This is a genomic window from Amorphoplanes digitatis (genome assembly GCF_014205335.1).
GTDB classification, from domain to species: Bacteria; Actinomycetota; Actinomycetes; order Mycobacteriales; family Micromonosporaceae; genus Actinoplanes; species Actinoplanes digitatus.
In genome coordinates this window covers 5,888,508-5,904,102 of the sequence record NZ_JACHNH010000001.1, presented here as the reverse complement: position 1 = coordinate 5,904,102, position 15,595 = coordinate 5,888,508, and the positions used below count along the sequence as shown (strand labels likewise).

Genomic DNA, 15,595 nt, shown 5'->3' with positions numbered 1-15,595 from the left:
ATCATGCCCTCTGCACCGAGTCCTGGATCAAGAGTCGCCGCCAGGCGCCCGGCATCACACCCGCGACCGCGGCCGATGGCACTCCTCGGATTCTCTGACGACTTTGCCGGGACCCTGGGTCGCGCGATGGTTCGACGAGGATCGCGAATGGTGATCGCGCTAGCTGAGGCAGAACCGGTATTTGATCTCCTTGCCCGGCTTCTGCGGCAGGTCGCTGATGATTCCGTAGCAGCCCGGCAGATCGTCGGACTTGGTGTCGATTACCGCGTGTGCCTCGCCGACCGCGTCGACGGCGACGGTGAACGACGTGTGGTAGAGGCGTGACTGGGCATCGTAGAGGTGGAAACGGGCCGGGCGGTTCGCCGGAAAGCCGCCGAGATACAGGTCGAAGTCGGTGCCGAGAGGCTGGGATTCGCTTTGCGGTGCATCGAGCCAGAAGTGCGGTGAGCTCCTGCGCGTCAGCTCGAACCCGAGGAAGGCCTCGAGTTTCTCCTGTTTGGCCGTTACCTGATACTTGCCGAGCGGCTCGCCCGGCAAGGCCGGGAACCTTGTCGAATAGTAGGTCCCGGTCGGCAGGAGCGTCATCGTGGTGACCGCGCCGGAAGGAGCCGTAATGGTCACGGCCAGCGACTTGAGCTGGTAATCGAAGCCGTAGAAACAGAGGACGATTCGCGTCGGAATCTCTACTGTCTCAGCCGCACCCACGATGTCTGGCGACCCGAACACCTGCTCGAGGCAATCCGTGTCGCCGCCGCCCATGAAGAACGACACCTGTTCGGGAACGCCCTCCGGAAGGGGGTCGCGCCGCTTGAGCAGGTCTTCCGGCTCCTCCGCGCCCGGCGAAGTGGTGGCAGGCGACGTGGCGGTAGGCGTCGGGGTTCCTGAGGTGGTGCCGCTCGTGGGCCGGGGAGTTCGAGGTGGCGTCACGACGAGCGGATTCTGCGTGCCCGGTACGGGTTGCCGGGTCGCGGTGGGTTGCGGTGTGGTGCTTTCGGTGGGTGCCACCTGGACGGGGCCGGTGCGGGTGGACGGGGCGGCCGCGGGAGGCTGTGGCACCCCGCGTACGGATCGATGCCCGGAGTCGGCCGTCAGCGAGACGGCGGTCGCCGAGGCCGCCACGACGAATCCCGCGAGGAAGGCGAGGTAGCGGTACCGGTTGGCCGGGAACCAGCGGGCGATGCCGGTCATCGTGAGCCCGCCATCGCCGCGAGGCGCTCCTCGGCGGCGGAGATCCGCTCGTCGACGTTCCCCAGCTTCGACACGGCGTCCATCGCGCGGTAGACCGATCGCAGGTTGCGCAGGTAGACCAGTTCCCGCTCCACCGTGGTCTGCCGCTCGACGTCGATGCCGCCCAGCAGCCGCAGCGCGTCCTCGTACGCCGCGGCGGCGGCCGGGTAGCCGCCGTACCGGTCGGCGTCGGGTCCGTCCGCGGTGAGGAACGCGATGAGCGCCTGGCCGGCCCGGGCCTCCGCCGCCAGCAGCAGGGAGTGCCGGTTGTTGCCGTCGAACAGCCGGCCGAGGGCGTGCAGGCGCAGCACCTCCCGGAACTCGGCGTCGGCGTCGGCCCAGCGGTCGCCCAGCCCGGCGGCGGTAAGGCACTGGTAGGTCAGGCCGAGGCCGAGCCGGGCCTTCATCTGCAGGAGTACCCGGGCCGTCCCGTCGGCGCTGGTGAGCGCGGCGCTGTAGTCGTCGATCGCGCGGTCGAGGGGCGCCGCCCGGGTCCGGCCCGGCTGGCAGCCGGCGGCCGCCCGGGTGGCCTCGGCCAGCCCGATCCGGGCCCGGGTGTACGCGGGGTTCTGCGACAGGGCCAGCCGGTAGTAGTCGGCGGCCTGGCCGAGCCGCGCCTTGTCGTCGCGGCCGATGGCGTTGCCGATCATGAGGTAGAGCGCGTCGCGCCGGACCGTCTGGTGGCCGGCGGCGTCGTCGACCACGTTGAACTCGGCGTTGGCGGTCAGGAGGCTGCCCTCGGCGCCGGCGAAGTCGTCGAGCGCGTAGTCGCCGAGGCCGCGGACGAACGCCACGACGGCCTTCAGGTAGTGCAGCGTCGCCTCGGTGAGCTCCTCGTTGATCTCGACGTTGCGCGCGAGCACGTCGGCCGGCTCGGTGATGCTGATGTCGTGCAGGCCGACGAACTCCGGCGTCTCGCCGAAGGTGCGGTCGGTGAGGAGCAGTTCGATCGCGACGGTCAGCTTGCCGTCCGCGGCGTGCAGGCGCGCGGTGACCACGACGTCGGCGCCGTGCTCGCGCGCCACCCGGCCCAGCGCCTCGCCGCGATCCGAACCCGGCCCCGGGTCGACGGCCCCGACCTGGTCGGGTCCGCGCAGCTGGATCGTCGCGATCTCGTTTGACCAGGCCTTCAGCTCCCGGTGCAGGACGGTCTCCAGGCGGCTCGCCACCGGCTCCTGCGCCGGCCCCGACCACGCGAACGGTGCCAGCACGATGTTGAACAGACCGGTCATCCGCGGCCTGGCCGCCGGCATGCTGGCGCCGAGCAGGCCCAGGGTGAGCGCGGTGACGACCGCGGCCGTCATCGCCCGCGCCGGCAGCGAGCGGCGTCCGGCGGGTCCGTCCGATGCCGGCGGCGGCGCCGCACCGGCCTGCGGCGAGGCCGCGGCGGTCACGACGGAGGGCTGGTGCGGCGGCGCGGTGATTCCGTCGAGGTCGTTCGCGCCGAGCTGTCCGAGCCTGCTGTCGTTGCGCAGGATCGCCCGTTGCAGCCCGGACATCGCGGGGCCGGGCTCGATGCCCAGCTCGTCGGCGAGCTGATCACGGGTGCGCCGGTACAGGTCCAGCGCCTCGCTCTGGCGGTCGCTGCGGTACAGCGCGAGCATCAGGTAGGAGACCAGGCGCTCGTGGTACGGGTGCGCGGGCAGCAGGCCGACGAGGTCGGCGACCACCTCGTGGTGGCGGCGCAGATCGAGGCGGGCGGCGGCGCGCAGTTCGTGTGCGGCCAGCCACTGCTCGTCGAGGAGGCGGATCTCCTCGGCCACCACGCCGGCGCCGTCGAGGTCGGCGAACGGGGTGCCCCGCCACAGCCCCAGCGCCTCGGTGAACGTGCCGTCGGCGGTGGCGGGCTCGCCGCGCCGGTGTGCGTCGCGGGCGATGTCGACGAGCGCGCGGAACCGGGTGGTGTCCAGCTCGCCTGGGGTGACGACGATCGTGTAGCCGCCGGGGCCGTGGCGGATGCGCTCGTCGTCGGCGAGGGCCTTGCGGAGCCGGCCGACATAGACCTGGACGGTCTTGCGCGCGGTCGCCGGCGGCCGGCCGCCGGGCCACAGCGTCTCCACGATGGTGTCCACCGAGACCGGCTGTCCGGGCCGGTGCAGCAGCAGGGCCAGCAGTCCGCGCAGCATCGCGGCGTTGACGGCTACCGGCTCATTGTCGCGGCGCACGGTCAGCGGACCCAACACCCCGAACTCGATCATTACGGCCCCCCGACCGCCGGGCTCGGCAACACTGCTGCCCGCTGGCTAGCAGCGTGCACCCGGGCGGTCACCGTGTCGACCCCTTGTCAGCATCGAGACTTGTCGACATCGACCCGCGAATTCGCTGACCCCGTGACGTCTGTCGATGCGTTTACCGCCGCGCTGCCGCCGCGCTACCGGTCATCTCCACACTGGCCGCGCACGACGAACTGCCGGACGGCCGAGCGGCCGCCGCGGCGATCACGGAGGAGGTAGCCGGTGTCAGCAGAACGGCCGCAGGCCACGCACGCGCTCAAGCGACTCCTGGGCGTAGTGCTGAGTGGAATCATGGTGATCGGGGGGACCGTTCTCATCACCCCGGCACCCGCCTATGCGTGGGGTGCCTGGGCCGAGGTGCCCGGCGGTGGCCTCACCGTCGACGCGCCGGCGGTGGTCGGAGACACCGCCGAGGTGTTCGTCCGGGGCACGGACAATAGGATCTATCGAAACCGCAGAACCGGCGCCGGCTCGTGGGCGGGTTGGTGCGAGGTTCCCGGAAACGGCTACACCCTCTCGGCGCCGGCCGCGGTGCTGGTTCCCGGCGGGCTGTTCCTGTTCGTGCGTGGCACCGACAACCGGGTCTATTTCACCCAGCGAACCGGCATCGGCTGCACGCCGTCGGATTATGTGAAGTGGACTCCCTGGAAGCCGATCATCAACAACTTCAGCCATGCTTACAGCGGTCTCACCTACAGCGCCCCGAGCGCGGTCTTCGAATCCGCCGGGGGGCAGGACCGTATTCATCTGTTCATCAGGGGACTCGACGATCGCGTCTACCAACGTCACTATGTCGGCGCGGGCTGGCAGGGTGAGTGGGAAGCCAGTCCGAGCGACGGGGCCACGTTGGACTCGCCGGCAGCGGCGCTCATGGCGGACGGGCGCACGATCGCCCTGACGGTCCGCGGCACCGACAACCGGATCCACCGCAATATGAGTGATCCCGGTGGCTTCACCTGGCAGGGCTGGGGGGAAATGGCCGGGGGCGGCACCACCTATCAGGCACCCGGCGTGGCGTACGACTCCATCGGGAACTTCCGGACGTTCGTGAACGGAACCGACGCCTACATCTATCGGCACTACGGCTACTACTGGTACCAGGAGCCCGCCGGCCGGCAGAGCTTCTCCGCTCCAGCGGCCGCCTTCACCCGGTTCGGGTTGTGCGTGTTCATCCACAGCCCCAAGAGCGGCGTCACGATCCCGGTGGGCGGCATCTTCTACAGCTGCCAGTAACGGTCTGCAAAGGGGCGAGGTGAGGGGGACCTCGCCCCTTTGTCCGGGACGGCGGGGCCGGCAGCAGGGCGGTAGCCCGATCGCCTCCTACCAGCTCATCCAGGCCAAGCTCGCCGACATGGCGGTCGAGCTCGCCAAGGGCACGCTGCTGGCGCGAGGGTGCCGGCGAGATGCACACCCTGATGATCGGCAATGCCCTGACCGGCCACGCGTCATTCCGGCACTGTGAAAAGGTGAGCTGACAGTCAGTCGCTACCGCACGGAGGCACGCAGTGGGCTCGGAAACCAGCACGGACCTGTCGGTCAGCGTCGCGGACGGCGTGGCCCTGCTGGAGATGCGCCGGCCGCCCGCGAACCATGTCGACGAGTCGCTGCTGACCCGCGTCATCGACGCCGCGTGCGCCCTGGACGACGACTCCGCCTGCCGGGTGATCATCCTGGCGTCGGAGGGCAAGCACTTCTGCGCCGGCGCCGACCTCGGCGAGGGCGACTTCGTCCGCGATCGGCCGGCCGCGGCGCAGGCCCTGTACCGGTGCGCGGCCCGGCTGTTCGAGGTACGCACCCCGATCATCGCCGCGGTGCAGGGCAGCGCCGTCGGCGGCGGGCTCGGCCTGGCCTGCGCCGCCGACTTCCGGGTCGCGGAGGCCTCGACGCGGTTCGTGGCCAACTTCGCGCGGCTCGGCTTCCACCAGGGCTTCGGCCTGAGCGTGACGCTGCCGGAGCTGGTCGGCCGGCAGGCGGCGGCGGACCTGCTGCTGACCGCGCGCCGGGTCGGCGGCGAGGAGGCCGTACACATCGGCCTCGCCGACCGGCTCGCGGCGCCGGGACAGCTGCGGGAGACCGCCCGCGAGCTGGCCCTCCAGATCGCCGGGTCCGCACCGCTGGCGGTACGGTCCATCCGGCGCACCCTGCGCGGCGACCTGGCGTCCCGGGTCCGGCAGGCGCTGGAACACGAACTGGCCGAGCAGATCGAGCTGTGGGCGACCCACGACAGCGCCGAGGGCATCGAGGCGAGCCTGCAACGCCGTGCCCCGGTGTTCCGGGGCGAGTAGCCATGCTGAGGGTTCTGGTCAGCGGGTGTCTGGGCGGGGCGCCGCTGCGCTTCAACGAGACCGGGGTGCCGGTCAGCTCGCCGATCTGGGACCGGTGGGCCGCCGAGGGGCGCCTCGTGTCGCTGTGCCCGGAGGTGGCCGTCGGGTTCCCGGTGCCGCGCGAACCGGCAGAGATCGTCGGCGGCGGCGCGGCCGACGTCCTCGACGGCCGCGCCCGGGTCCTCGAGGTATCGGGCCGTGACGTCACGGACCTGTTCAGGGCGGCGGCGCAGCGGGCGGTCGACCGGGCCGTGCAGGCCGGCGTCGGAATCGCCGTCCTGGTCGACGGCAGCCCCACCTGCGGCAGCACCTACGTCCACGACGGAACCTTCACCGGCGTGACCGTCGCCGGGAGCGGCGTCGCGGCCGAGGCGCTACGCCGGCGGGGCATCCCCGTGTTCCCGCACCATCAGCTGGACCGGGCGGCGGCCGCGCTGGCGGAGCTGGAACGTGTCTCCTTGAGGCCGAGAGACCGGTAGATGTCGCCGGGCGAGGTCGCGCAGGCCTCGACGTAGGCATTCTCGAAGAAGTTCATGAAGGGTGCGTCCCGCAGGCTTCGCTCGGCCCGGATGAACGGTTCGAGCGCCTCCCAGCTGCGCTGGATCCGATAGTTGCCGATGCTGAGGACGATCCGCCGGTCGACCAGGCCGAAGACCAGCATCAGCCCCAGGTTCTCGTACATGAACGCCACGTTCCACGCGGCCGCGGCGGCCGGCTCCGGAAGGCCGCCGATCCCGAGGGCCGGATCGTGGTCCTGCCCCAGCCGTTCGAGCACGTACCGCTGATCGACCTGGAACTCCTTGCTGCCGAAGCGGCCGACCAGTATCTCGGCCGTCAGCTTCAGATCACTGGATCCGCGCACCAGTCGCAGCTGCCGCGCGGCGGCCCAGCCCGAGATCGCCAGCGCGGCGACCGAAACGATCAGGGTGGCGACGTTGAAGATCAATCTCTTTCCTCTCGCGCGCGAACGCGAAGACCGGCAACGTCCGCAAGACCTTCCGTGAGCCCCCGTGGCTCCATGGTTCAAGCCGCTGTCAAGACGCCGGCATTGACCACCGATGGTGACGGCGGGGAGGTGTATCGCTGCGGCTGCCGCTGGCGCTGCGGCAGGGTAGGTTCTCGCACAGGTGTGCCGGGAAGCCTGGTCGGCGATGTATTGCCGTGCCCTGCGAAGGAGTCCCGTGACCGAGGAACCGCCCCGTCCGCACCGTTTCCTGTTCGGCCGTGGTAGCTGGCCTGAGGTCAGCCGGATCGGTGAGGTGTTGCGTACCGAGACCGTCGGCGGCGCGTTGCTGCTGGGCGCCGCGATGCTCGCCCTGGTGTTGGCGAACTCGCCTTGGTCCTCGATCTACCAGGATCTGGGCGCGCTGCGGGTCGGCCCGCACTCGCTGCGCCTGGACCTGACGTTGGCGCAGTGGGCAGGCGACGGTCTGCTGGCGATCTTCTTCTTCGTCGCCGGTTTGGAGCTCAAACGCGAGTTCGTCGCCGGTGACCTTCGGGATCCGCGCCGGGCGATCATGCCGGTGGCCGCGGCGGTCGGTGGCATGGCGGCCCCGGCGCTGGTCTATACGGCGATCAACGCCGGCATGGCCGAAGGAGCGCTGTCGGGGTGGGCGGTGCCGACGGCGACGGACATTGCGTTCGCGCTCGCGGTCCTCGGTGTCATCTCCACGCACCTGCCGGCGGCGTTACGCACGTTTCTGCTGACGCTCGCTGTCGTCGATGACCTGCTCGCGATCGTCATCATCGCGGTGTTCTACACCAGTTCCCTGCACCTGCTGCCGCTGCTGGCCGCACTGCTGCCGCTGGGCCTGTTCGCGGCGTTGGTGCAACGGCGGGTGCGCTCGTGGTGGTTGCTGCTGCCGCTGGCGGCGGCGACCTGGGCGCTGGTGCACGCCTCCGGCGTCCATGCCACGGTCGCTGGTGTGTTGCTGGGTTTCATGGTGCCGGTGCGACGCCGCTCCGAGGGGCCGGGTCCTGGCCTGGCGGAGTATTTCGAGCAGCGCTGGCGGCCGGTGTCGGCCGGGGCGGCGGTGCCGGTGTTCGCGTTCTTCGCCGCCGGGGTGTCGGTTTCCGGGGCCGGCGGGATCGGCGCGACGTTGCGGGATCCGGTGACGATCGGCGTCGTCGCGGGTCTGGTGCTCGGCAAGTGCGCCGGGGTGCTGGCCGCGACGTGGCTGGTGCGGAGGGCCACCCGCGCCTCATTGGGCGAGGGGGTGAGCTGGTGGGACGTCTTCGGGCTGTCGCTGCTGGCCGGTGTCGGTTTCACCGTGGCGCTGCTGATCGGGGAGCTCGCGTTCGGGGCGGGCAGTGAGAGGGACGAGCACGCCCGGATCGGCATCCTGGCCGGCTCGCTGATCGCCGCCCTGCTGGCCACCGTGGTCCTACGGGTCCGCAACCGTCACTATCGGCAGCTGTGCGCGGCTGAGGAGCTCGACGTGGACGGCGATGGTGTGCCGGATGTGTACCAGCGGGATCCGGCCCCGCCGCGCTGACCGTGGGCGGGGCTTCCTGCCGGGTGCGGGCGGGAGTACGGTGAGCGGCAGGTGTGCCGGGAAGTCTGGTCGGCGGTCATTGATCCACGCCGATCGAAAGGCTTTCCTGCGATGACTGATCCAGCGCTGCGCGCCGTCGACCTCACGAAGCGGTACGGCCGTCTTACCGCACTCGACGCCTTGAATCTGGACGTCGTGCCGGGCGAGGTATTCGGGTTCCTCGGCCCCAACGGCGCCGGCAAGTCCACCACGATCCGCCTGCTTCTCGGTCTGGCCCGGGCGACCGCCGGGCGTGCGGAGGTCTTCGGTGTGGATGCCGCCGACGTGGCCCGGGCCCACCGATCCCTGGCCTATGTGCCCGCCGATGTGGCGCTGTGGCCACACCTGACCGGCGCGGAGATCCTGCATCTGCAGGCCCGGACCGGGCCCGGCACCGACCTGACCTACCGCGACGAACTCATCGAACGGTTCGCCCTCGACCCGTCGAAGCCGGCGCACACCTACTCGACCGGCAATCGGCAGAAGGTCGCGCTGATCGCGGCGTTCGCCACCCGGGCACCGCTACTGATCCTCGACGAACCGACCAGCGGCCTGGACCCGCTGATGGAACGCGAGTTCCGCACCGCTGTCCGGCATGCCCGCGACCGCGGGCAGACCGTCTTCCTCAGCTCCCACCAGCTCGCCGAGGTCGAAGCCGTCTGCGACCGGGTCGGCATCCTGCGCGCGGGCCGGCTCGTCGAGGTGTCCACGATCGGAGATCTTCGCGGCCTGCACCGCGCGGAGGTGACGATCTCCTACACCGGTGCCGCCCCCGATCTGGGCGCTGCCGAGGGTGTCGAGGCGGTTCAGCCCGCCGGCGACGGACGGCTGAGGTTCACCCTTACCGGAGCTCCCGCCCCGGCCTTGAGGGCGCTCGCTGCGGCGGACGTCAGCGCGCTGGCCGTGCGTGAACCGAGCCTGGAGGAGATCTTCCTCGATTACTACGGGACCGAGGTCACCCGATGAGCATCGGTACCCTTCCCGCTTCCCGCGCACTCGGCCCCGCCGCGGAGTCTGCCCCGGGCCGGACTGTCACCTGGCTGGCGATCCGGCAGATCCGCCGCGGCGGCGTCATCGTGACCGCGCTCGCCGGGGGAATGACCACGTTGGTCGCCGCCACCTACGACGAGGTGATGGCCGACCCGGCCGCCGCCGGAAGCCTGCGGGCGCTGGCCGGGAACCCTGCCATCCGCACGCTGTTCGGTACACCGGTCGGCCTCGACACCGCGGGTGGGTTCGTCGTGTGGCGAGTCGGCACCGTCATCGCCGTGCTGCTGGCTGCCTGGTCGATCCTGGCGACCACCCGGATCACCCGCGGCGAGGAGGACAGCGGCCGGTGGGATCTGCTGCTGGCCGGCCGCGTGCCCCTGCGGGTCACGTTGATCCGCCACCTGACCGCCGTGATGGCGGTGCCGGCCGCCACCGGCGCCGCCATCACGGCCACCCTGTTGTCGGCAGGCACCGCACCGGCCGGTGCGCTCGTGCACGGGGCCGGCATCGGCCTGCTCGGCATGTTCTTCGTCGCGGTGGCCGCGCTGACCGCGCAGATCTTTCCCGCCCGGTCGCCGGCGACCGGCGCGGCCGTGGCGGTGCTGGGCATCGGCCTGCTGGCTCGCATGGTCGGCGACGGTGTCACCGCTCTCGGCTGGCTGCACTGGCCGTCGCCGTTCGGGCTGCTCGCTCTGAGCGGGCCCTACGTCCACGACAGTGCCCTGCCGTTGCTGCTGTTGGCCGCCGCGACCGTACTCGTCGCTGCCGTAGCGCTTGTCGCGGCCGGCCACCGCGACGTGCGCGGTGGCCTGGTCCCGGCGGCGGCCGGTCGGCGGCCGCGGGTGCGCCTGCTGGGGAGCGTGGAGATGTTCGCGGTACGCCGGGTGCTGCGCCCGCTGAACGGTTGGATGATCGGGATCGGCGCCTATTACCTGCTGATCGGGCTGACCGCGGTGTCGGTCACCGACTTCCTGCACGACAACCCGGCACTGGCCGGCGAAGCTGCCTCCGCCGGATTCGACGGGCTGGGCAGCATCGCCGGATTCGCCGCGACCCTGTTCGCTCTCCTCGCCCTGCCGGTCGGTGGCTTCACCGCCGTTCGAATGAGCGCGTTCATCACCGCCGAGACCAACGGCAGCCTGACCATGCTGGCGAGCCGGCCGGTCAGCCGGACCCGCCTGATCGGCGCGGAGATCGCCGCGACTGCCGCAGCCGCAGGAGTGCTCGTCTGCGGCGCGAGCCTGGTCACCTGGGCCGGTGTCACGATGACGGGTGGCCGGCTTGCCATGGACGCGGCACTGCGCGGTACCTGGAACGTCTTCCCGATCGTGCTCCTCAGCCTGGGTGCGGCGGTGCTCGCGGTGGGCTGGGCGCCCCGCTGGGCCGGGCTTGCCGGCAGTCTCCCGGCGACCGGTGGATTCCTGCTGCTGGTCATCGCCGAGAGTGTCGGCGCACCGGACGTGGTACGGGGCATATCACCGTTCGCTCATCTGGCACCCGTACCCCTGGCTGCGGCCGAGGCGAGGGCATCGGTCGCGATGCTGGGCATGGCCGTGGCTCTGACCGTCGTGGGCGTCGTCGGCTACCGTCGCCGAGACTGGCGGGGATGAGGCTGGTCAGCGCCGGCCGGCGGGTCCCAAATGCGGATGGGTGCGGGTGTCGACGTCAACGGTGACCGCGAACCAACTGGAGATGATCGATGATGGCGACCCGTCTCGATCGCGCCGGCGTTGACCACCGATGGTTTGATCAACGGAGCCGATCTTGCCGACGCGGTCAGCGGCACCGCCATTGTGGACGCGCGTGCTTGCATCGGCAGCTCCGACACCGCACCCCAGGGAGACGACGATCTTCTTCTTCGAAGGCGAGCGTGCCGGGCTGACCAAGCGCCGGTCTCCGCTGGCGGGCTACTGGGCGCTGCTGGTCGGCGGCGCCCTGATCGCCGTGCTGACGGTGGCGCTCCGGCCGATCACCGACGTGCGCGACTGCCCGAACTACGGCGGCAGCGGCAACGCCAGCGCCTTCCCCGACGAGATCTGGGACCTGGGCTACCCGCTGCTGCTGCTCGGCTGGCTGCTGTCGGTCGTCGTGGAGCAGCTGCTCCCGGTCACCTGGAACGGCCGCGAGGCGGGCCTGATCGTCGTCCGCGCCCTCTCGGCCTTCATGATCGCCGTGATCGTCTCCTGTGGCGCGGCCTTCAAGCTCCTTCTGCTCTGCCACTAGGCCCCGGTGCGCGCGCCGGTAAGTACCGTTGCCGCATGGGCGCACTCGGATCCTCCCGGCCTTCGCCGGAGCAGTTGCCGGTCATCGCCGTGGCCAGCGGCAAGGGCGGTGTTGGCAAGTCGAGCGTCGCGGTCGCGCTCGGACGCGAGCTGGTCCGGAGCGGCGTGCGGGCCGGCCTGGTCGACGCCGACATCGCCGGACCCGACGTGCCGCGCATGCTCGGGCTGCGCCGCGACGTGCCGGCCAGGACGGTCACCCTCGCGCGGTGGGCGCACGACGGGCGGGGCGGCTCGGGGCTGGAGGCGATGGAGGTCGACGGCCTCAAGGTCGCGTCCGCGGGCTTCCTCATGGCCGGCAACCAGGGGCTCGCCCTCGGGTCGGACCTGAGTGACCTCATGCTCGGCCGCCTGATCAAGGAGACGAACTGGGGCGACGTCGAGGTCCTCGTCGTGGATCTCCCGCCCGGCATCAGCTTCACCCAGCAGGGCGTCCTCTCCGGCGCCGGGCGGGTGGGAACGATCCTGGTGGTGACGCCGGCCGAGGTGTCACACCTGGACACCGGCCGCGCGCTGAGCACGCTGCGCGAGGTGCGGACACCGGTGTTGGGCGGGGTGGAGAACATGGCCTACTTCGAGTGCCCGTGCTGCGGCGAGCGGACCGACCTGCACACGCCGGCACCGGACGAGCGCACCATCTGGGCCGGTGGCGTCGAACGACTCGCGCGACTTCCGTTCCGGCCCGACGCGGCGATCGCCTCCGGTGATCTCGCCCCGGTTCTCGACGCGGTGGCGGCGCACATCGCGGCGTGACCGATGCGGACCGGCGTCAGAAGCGGTCGCGTAGCCATATTCGGATCCGGTCGGCGAAGGACTGCGGGGGTAGTTGCGGGAGCACGCGGTCCAGTTCCTCGTCGGTGGTCCGGCGGGCGTCCCGGGCCGCCTGCCGCAGGGTCGCGGCGTCGACCCGGAGCCCGCCGAGCACCTCGACGGTCTCGTCGCCGTGGCGGATCGCGTACCCGTGTTGATCTTCCCGGCGTACGTAGTAGAGGTCCGGTCCCTCGGGCCGGCATTGTGCGGCATTGACGCAGGCCGACCGTTCGTCGCCGTTGGACACGGCGAGGGTGATCGCCACGCTCGACGCGCCCCGGTCGGCGGGCTCGGCGGGCTGGTACTGCATGCCGGGTGGGATGCCCATGACCTGCCCCACGTAGCCGGGAATCCTCGCCGCGAAGTACTCGCCGTCCTGGTCCCGGCCGCCGCCCAGTTCGGCGGCGGTTGCCGGGTGCAGGCTCAGCGCCGCCGCCCGCAAGGAGGCGTGGTCGACCGCCGCGTTTCCGGCGATCGTCACGTACAGGCGACCGACCGTGACCTGGTAGCCGTGCTCGATCTCGTTGTGCCGGTAGATCAGACCACCCGGCTCGGAGGTGCAGAGACCCCAGTCAAGGCGCGCGTCCAAGGCGGTCGGCTGGCCGCACATCCCGCCGTCCTGCCGCAGGACCCGGCGGGCGACGATCGTGATGTACAGGTCCGGCGGGGTCGCGTCCGGGTCGGCGGGCCGGAACCCGCCGCCGCCGAGCCCACGGCCGTAGTCATGGTCGGTGGGCAGATAGCCCGGGATGGTCACGGCGTACGAGGTCTCCCGCTGGACGCCGGCGAGCGCCAAGCGCTGCTCGAACTCCTGCGGCCACTGCCGGTGCAGCGCCACCGCGCCGGCGAGAAGTATCGCCACGGTCAGCCCCAGGGCCGTGCCGCTGCGTCGCAGGCCGCGCAGCAGCAGGCCGGCGACCAACGCGTACGGGATGCCGCCGAGCACCGACGCCCACAGCGGCCACCGGCCGACCTGCAGCCCGACGGTGTCGGTGGCCGACCAGCCCAGCGCCCAGCCGGCGGTTCCCAGCCCGGTCACCAGCACCGCCCACAGCACCCGCCCGCCACCGGTCGCGCCGAGGAACGTGACGTCCCGGGTCGCCGAGACCACGGCGAGCAGGCCGATCACCACGGCCAGCGCGCCGAAGAACCCCACGGCCCAGAACGCGCCGGATCCGCCACCGAACGCCGCGATCAGCATCACCCGTGACATCACCGGCACGACGAGGGCACCGACCGCCCAGGCGGCGCCGAGCTGTGAACACACCGCTACCAACTTGGAATCCCGCACCACCGGCAGAATGCCAGAGCTGATCAAACGGTACCCGTGCGCATCGAGTTGACCAGCGGAGTGGCTGACTTCCTCGGGTGAAACGGCCGATGGTCATCTCGGCTACCCGGTCGCTACCGTCCGGTCTCGACCTTCCACGGACAAGGTGCGCGGCACCACGAAGAAGGTCACGAACTTCAAGGTGTCGAACGCCCTGTACAAGGCGAACAAGAAGTCGGACCGCGACAAGGACGGCATCGCCTGCGAAAAGCGCTGACCCGCCCGCAGCGGGATGAGGGCCCGCCCCTCATCCCGCTTCCGGTAGTGGGCCGGTGGGCAGCAGGCGGCGCACCACCTTGCCGGTGGGGTTGCGGGGGAGCTCGTCGAGGAAGACCACGTCGCGGGGGACCTTGTAGCGGGCCAGGTTCGCGCGGACGAAGTCCTTGATCTGCTGGGGGTCCCGGGTCGCGTCGTCGGTGAGGACGACGAAGGCGCGCAGGCGGGTGCCGAACTCGGCGTCGTCGACGCCGATCACGGCGGCCTCGACCACGTCCTCGCGCTGGGCGAGGAGGTTCTCGACCTCCAGGGGGTACACGTTCTCGCCGCCGGAGATGATCATGTCGTCGTCGCGGCCGTCGATGAAGAGCAGGCCCTCGGCGTCGAGGTGGCCGAGGTCGCCGGTGGCCATGTGGCCGTCGATGACCTGTTTGCGCTGGCCGTCGGTGTAGCCCTCGAAGGGTATGCCGGTGCGGACGAAGACCCGGCCGATCTCGCCGGGCTCGGTGATGCGGCGGTCCTCGGCGTCGAAGAGTGCCACGTGGACGGTGACCGGCGGGCGGCCGACGGTGCCGGGCGCGCGCCGCGACTCGTCGGGCGTGGCGACCGAGGCGACGGCGACCTCCGTCGAGCCGTACACGTTGTGCACGACGTCGCCGAAGATGTCCTGGAAACGGGTGGTCAGCTCGGGGGCGAGTGGTGACCCGGCGACGAAGACCGTCCGCAGCGACGTGGTGTCGTACTTGCCGATCACCTCGGGGCCCAGCGACAGGATCCGGGTGAGCATGGTGGGCACGGCGACCAGCATCTCGGCGCGGTGTTCGGCGATGAGTTGCAGGATGCGTTCGGCGTCGAAGCGGCGCATCAGCACGGCGTGGTTGGCCAGCGAGAGCCCGACGGTCCAGGCGCCGAATCCGGTGCTGTGGAACAGCGGCGACGCGATCACCGCGGCGCCCTGGCGGGGGAACGGGATCCGGTCCGCGATCAGCGCGCTGGCCAGCGGCGACACCTTGGTGCGCGGTGCGCCCTTGGGCAGCCCCGTGGTGCCGCTGGTGAGGATGATGAAACCGCCGGGCTGTGACGGCAGGGGCAGCGGCGTGGCGGGGTGCGCGGCGATCAGTTCGTCGATCGGCGTACCGGAGGCAGAACCCCAGGTGACGTACCGGGTGATGGTGTCCGGCAGGCCGTCGACGACGTCGGCGAACTCCTCGTCGTAGAGCACGACCTGGACCTTCTCCCGGGCCGAGACCTCGATCAGCTGCTGCTTGGCGAGCCCGGTGTTCATCAGCGCGAGGCGCAGCCGGGCCCGGGCGGTGGCGCTGATCGCGAGCAGCAGGCCGCGATGGTCGCGGGCCAGCACGCCGACGACCGAGCGTTCCGGCAGGCCGAGCCCGTTCAGGGCGTGCGCGAGGGCGTTGGACTGCTCGTCGAGCTGCCGGTAGGTCAGGGTGCCGCGTTCGTCGGTGACGGCCGGGGCGTCGGGGTGTTCGGCGGCGGCCTTCATGATCAGGGCGGCCTGCGGGCCGAGGCGGGCGTTGTTCACGGCGGCGCGCAGCAGCCGGTCGGGGCGCAGCAGGTTGATGATGCCGATCTGGTGCATACGGCCGACGGCGTGCAGGTGTTCGAGCGTGTTCCTGATCATGGACGACAC

At 71.2% G+C, this 15,595-nt stretch carries 14 protein-coding genes and 1 pseudogene; 10 read left to right on the top strand and 5 right to left on the bottom strand.

The annotated features are described in order from the left end of the window. Positions 1 to 159: 159 nt before the first annotated feature. On the bottom strand, positions 160 to 1,188 hold the full coding sequence (locus BJ971_RS25925; RefSeq protein WP_184995807.1) for a hypothetical protein: 1,029 nt from the start codon (positions 1,186 to 1,188) through the stop codon (positions 160 to 162). After that, entirely contained in the window at positions 1,185 to 3,425 is a 2,241-nt protein-coding gene (locus BJ971_RS40715; RefSeq protein WP_203709104.1) for an AfsR/SARP family transcriptional regulator, read from the bottom strand. Before BJ971_RS40715 ends, BJ971_RS25925 begins: the two co-directional genes overlap by 4 nt. A gap of 258 nt (positions 3,426 to 3,683) precedes the next feature. On the opposite strand from BJ971_RS40715, the gene BJ971_RS40710 reads away from it, so the two are divergent. The 4 genes and pseudogenes from BJ971_RS40710 to BJ971_RS25905 all read left to right on the top strand — a co-directional run bounded on the left by BJ971_RS40710 (position 3,684) and on the right by BJ971_RS25905 (position 6,264). After that, entirely contained in the window at positions 3,684 to 4,694 is a 1,011-nt protein-coding gene (locus tag BJ971_RS40710; RefSeq protein WP_221478840.1) for a DUF8189 domain-containing protein, read from the top strand. A gap of 55 nt (positions 4,695 to 4,749) precedes the next feature. After that, positions 4,750 to 4,848, top strand: a pseudogene (locus BJ971_RS42675) (acyl-CoA dehydrogenase family protein); the annotation flags it as partial. 118 nt (positions 4,849 to 4,966) lie between these two features. Continuing rightward, complete coding sequence (locus BJ971_RS25910) at positions 4,967 to 5,746, top strand: enoyl-CoA hydratase/isomerase family protein (protein WP_184995806.1); 780 nt, start codon at positions 4,967 to 4,969, stop codon at positions 5,744 to 5,746. A gap of 2 nt (positions 5,747 to 5,748) precedes the next feature. Beyond that, positions 5,749 to 6,264 (top strand): 2-thiouracil desulfurase family protein, encoded by a 516-nt coding sequence (locus BJ971_RS25905; RefSeq protein ID WP_184995805.1) that lies wholly within the window; start codon positions 5,749 to 5,751, stop codon positions 6,262 to 6,264. On the opposite strand, the gene BJ971_RS25900 is transcribed toward BJ971_RS25905, so the two are convergent. Continuing rightward, positions 6,195 to 6,731: a DUF4760 domain-containing protein gene (locus tag BJ971_RS25900; RefSeq protein WP_184995804.1), complete on the bottom strand. Its 537-nt coding sequence runs from the start codon at positions 6,729 to 6,731 to the stop codon at positions 6,195 to 6,197. The genes BJ971_RS25905 and BJ971_RS25900 overlap by 70 nt on opposite strands. 205 nt (positions 6,732 to 6,936) lie before the next feature. On the opposite strand from BJ971_RS25900, the gene nhaA reads away from it, so the two are divergent. From nhaA to BJ971_RS25875, 5 genes are all read left to right on the top strand, one after another. Then, positions 6,937 to 8,280, top strand: coding sequence for a Na+/H+ antiporter NhaA (gene nhaA, locus BJ971_RS25895; protein ID WP_184999100.1), 1,344 nt, complete (start codon positions 6,937 to 6,939; stop codon positions 8,278 to 8,280). A gap of 111 nt (positions 8,281 to 8,391) precedes the next feature. Continuing rightward, the gene (locus tag BJ971_RS25890; RefSeq protein ID WP_184995803.1) at positions 8,392 to 9,285 is read left to right on the top strand and encodes an ABC transporter ATP-binding protein; all 894 of its coding nucleotides are present in this window, start codon (positions 8,392 to 8,394) and stop codon (positions 9,283 to 9,285) included. Further along, positions 9,282 to 10,919: an efflux permease Rv1217c-related protein gene (locus tag BJ971_RS25885; protein WP_184995802.1), complete on the top strand. Its 1,638-nt coding sequence runs from the start codon at positions 9,282 to 9,284 to the stop codon at positions 10,917 to 10,919. Before BJ971_RS25890 ends, BJ971_RS25885 begins: the two co-directional genes overlap by 4 nt. A gap of 193 nt (positions 10,920 to 11,112) precedes the next feature. Further along, on the top strand, positions 11,113 to 11,532 hold the full coding sequence (locus BJ971_RS25880; protein WP_239087160.1) for a hypothetical protein: 420 nt from the start codon (positions 11,113 to 11,115) through the stop codon (positions 11,530 to 11,532). 35 nt (positions 11,533 to 11,567) lie between these two features. Continuing rightward, a complete protein-coding gene (locus BJ971_RS25875; RefSeq protein ID WP_184995801.1) occupies positions 11,568 to 12,341 on the top strand; it encodes an Mrp/NBP35 family ATP-binding protein in 774 nt (257 codons plus the stop codon). 16 nt (positions 12,342 to 12,357) lie between these two features. Here the strand turns inward: BJ971_RS25875 and BJ971_RS25870 are convergent, their stop codons facing one another. After that, positions 12,358 to 13,665: a hypothetical protein gene (locus tag BJ971_RS25870; RefSeq protein WP_184995800.1), complete on the bottom strand. Its 1,308-nt coding sequence runs from the start codon at positions 13,663 to 13,665 to the stop codon at positions 12,358 to 12,360. A gap of 169 nt (positions 13,666 to 13,834) precedes the next feature. Here BJ971_RS25870 and BJ971_RS42290 point away from each other — a divergent pair, with 169 nt between their 5' ends. Then, the gene (locus tag BJ971_RS42290) at positions 13,835 to 13,945 is read left to right on the top strand and encodes an excalibur calcium-binding domain-containing protein (protein ID WP_239087161.1); all 111 of its coding nucleotides are present in this window, start codon (positions 13,835 to 13,837) and stop codon (positions 13,943 to 13,945) included. A gap of 30 nt (positions 13,946 to 13,975) precedes the next feature. Here BJ971_RS42290 and BJ971_RS25860 read toward each other — a convergent pair whose 3' ends face one another. Next, positions 13,976 to 15,586, bottom strand: a complete 1,611-nt coding sequence (locus BJ971_RS25860) for an acyl-CoA synthetase (protein ID WP_184995799.1) — start codon at positions 15,584 to 15,586, stop codon at positions 13,976 to 13,978. Between the last annotated feature and the right edge of the window lie 9 nt (positions 15,587 to 15,595).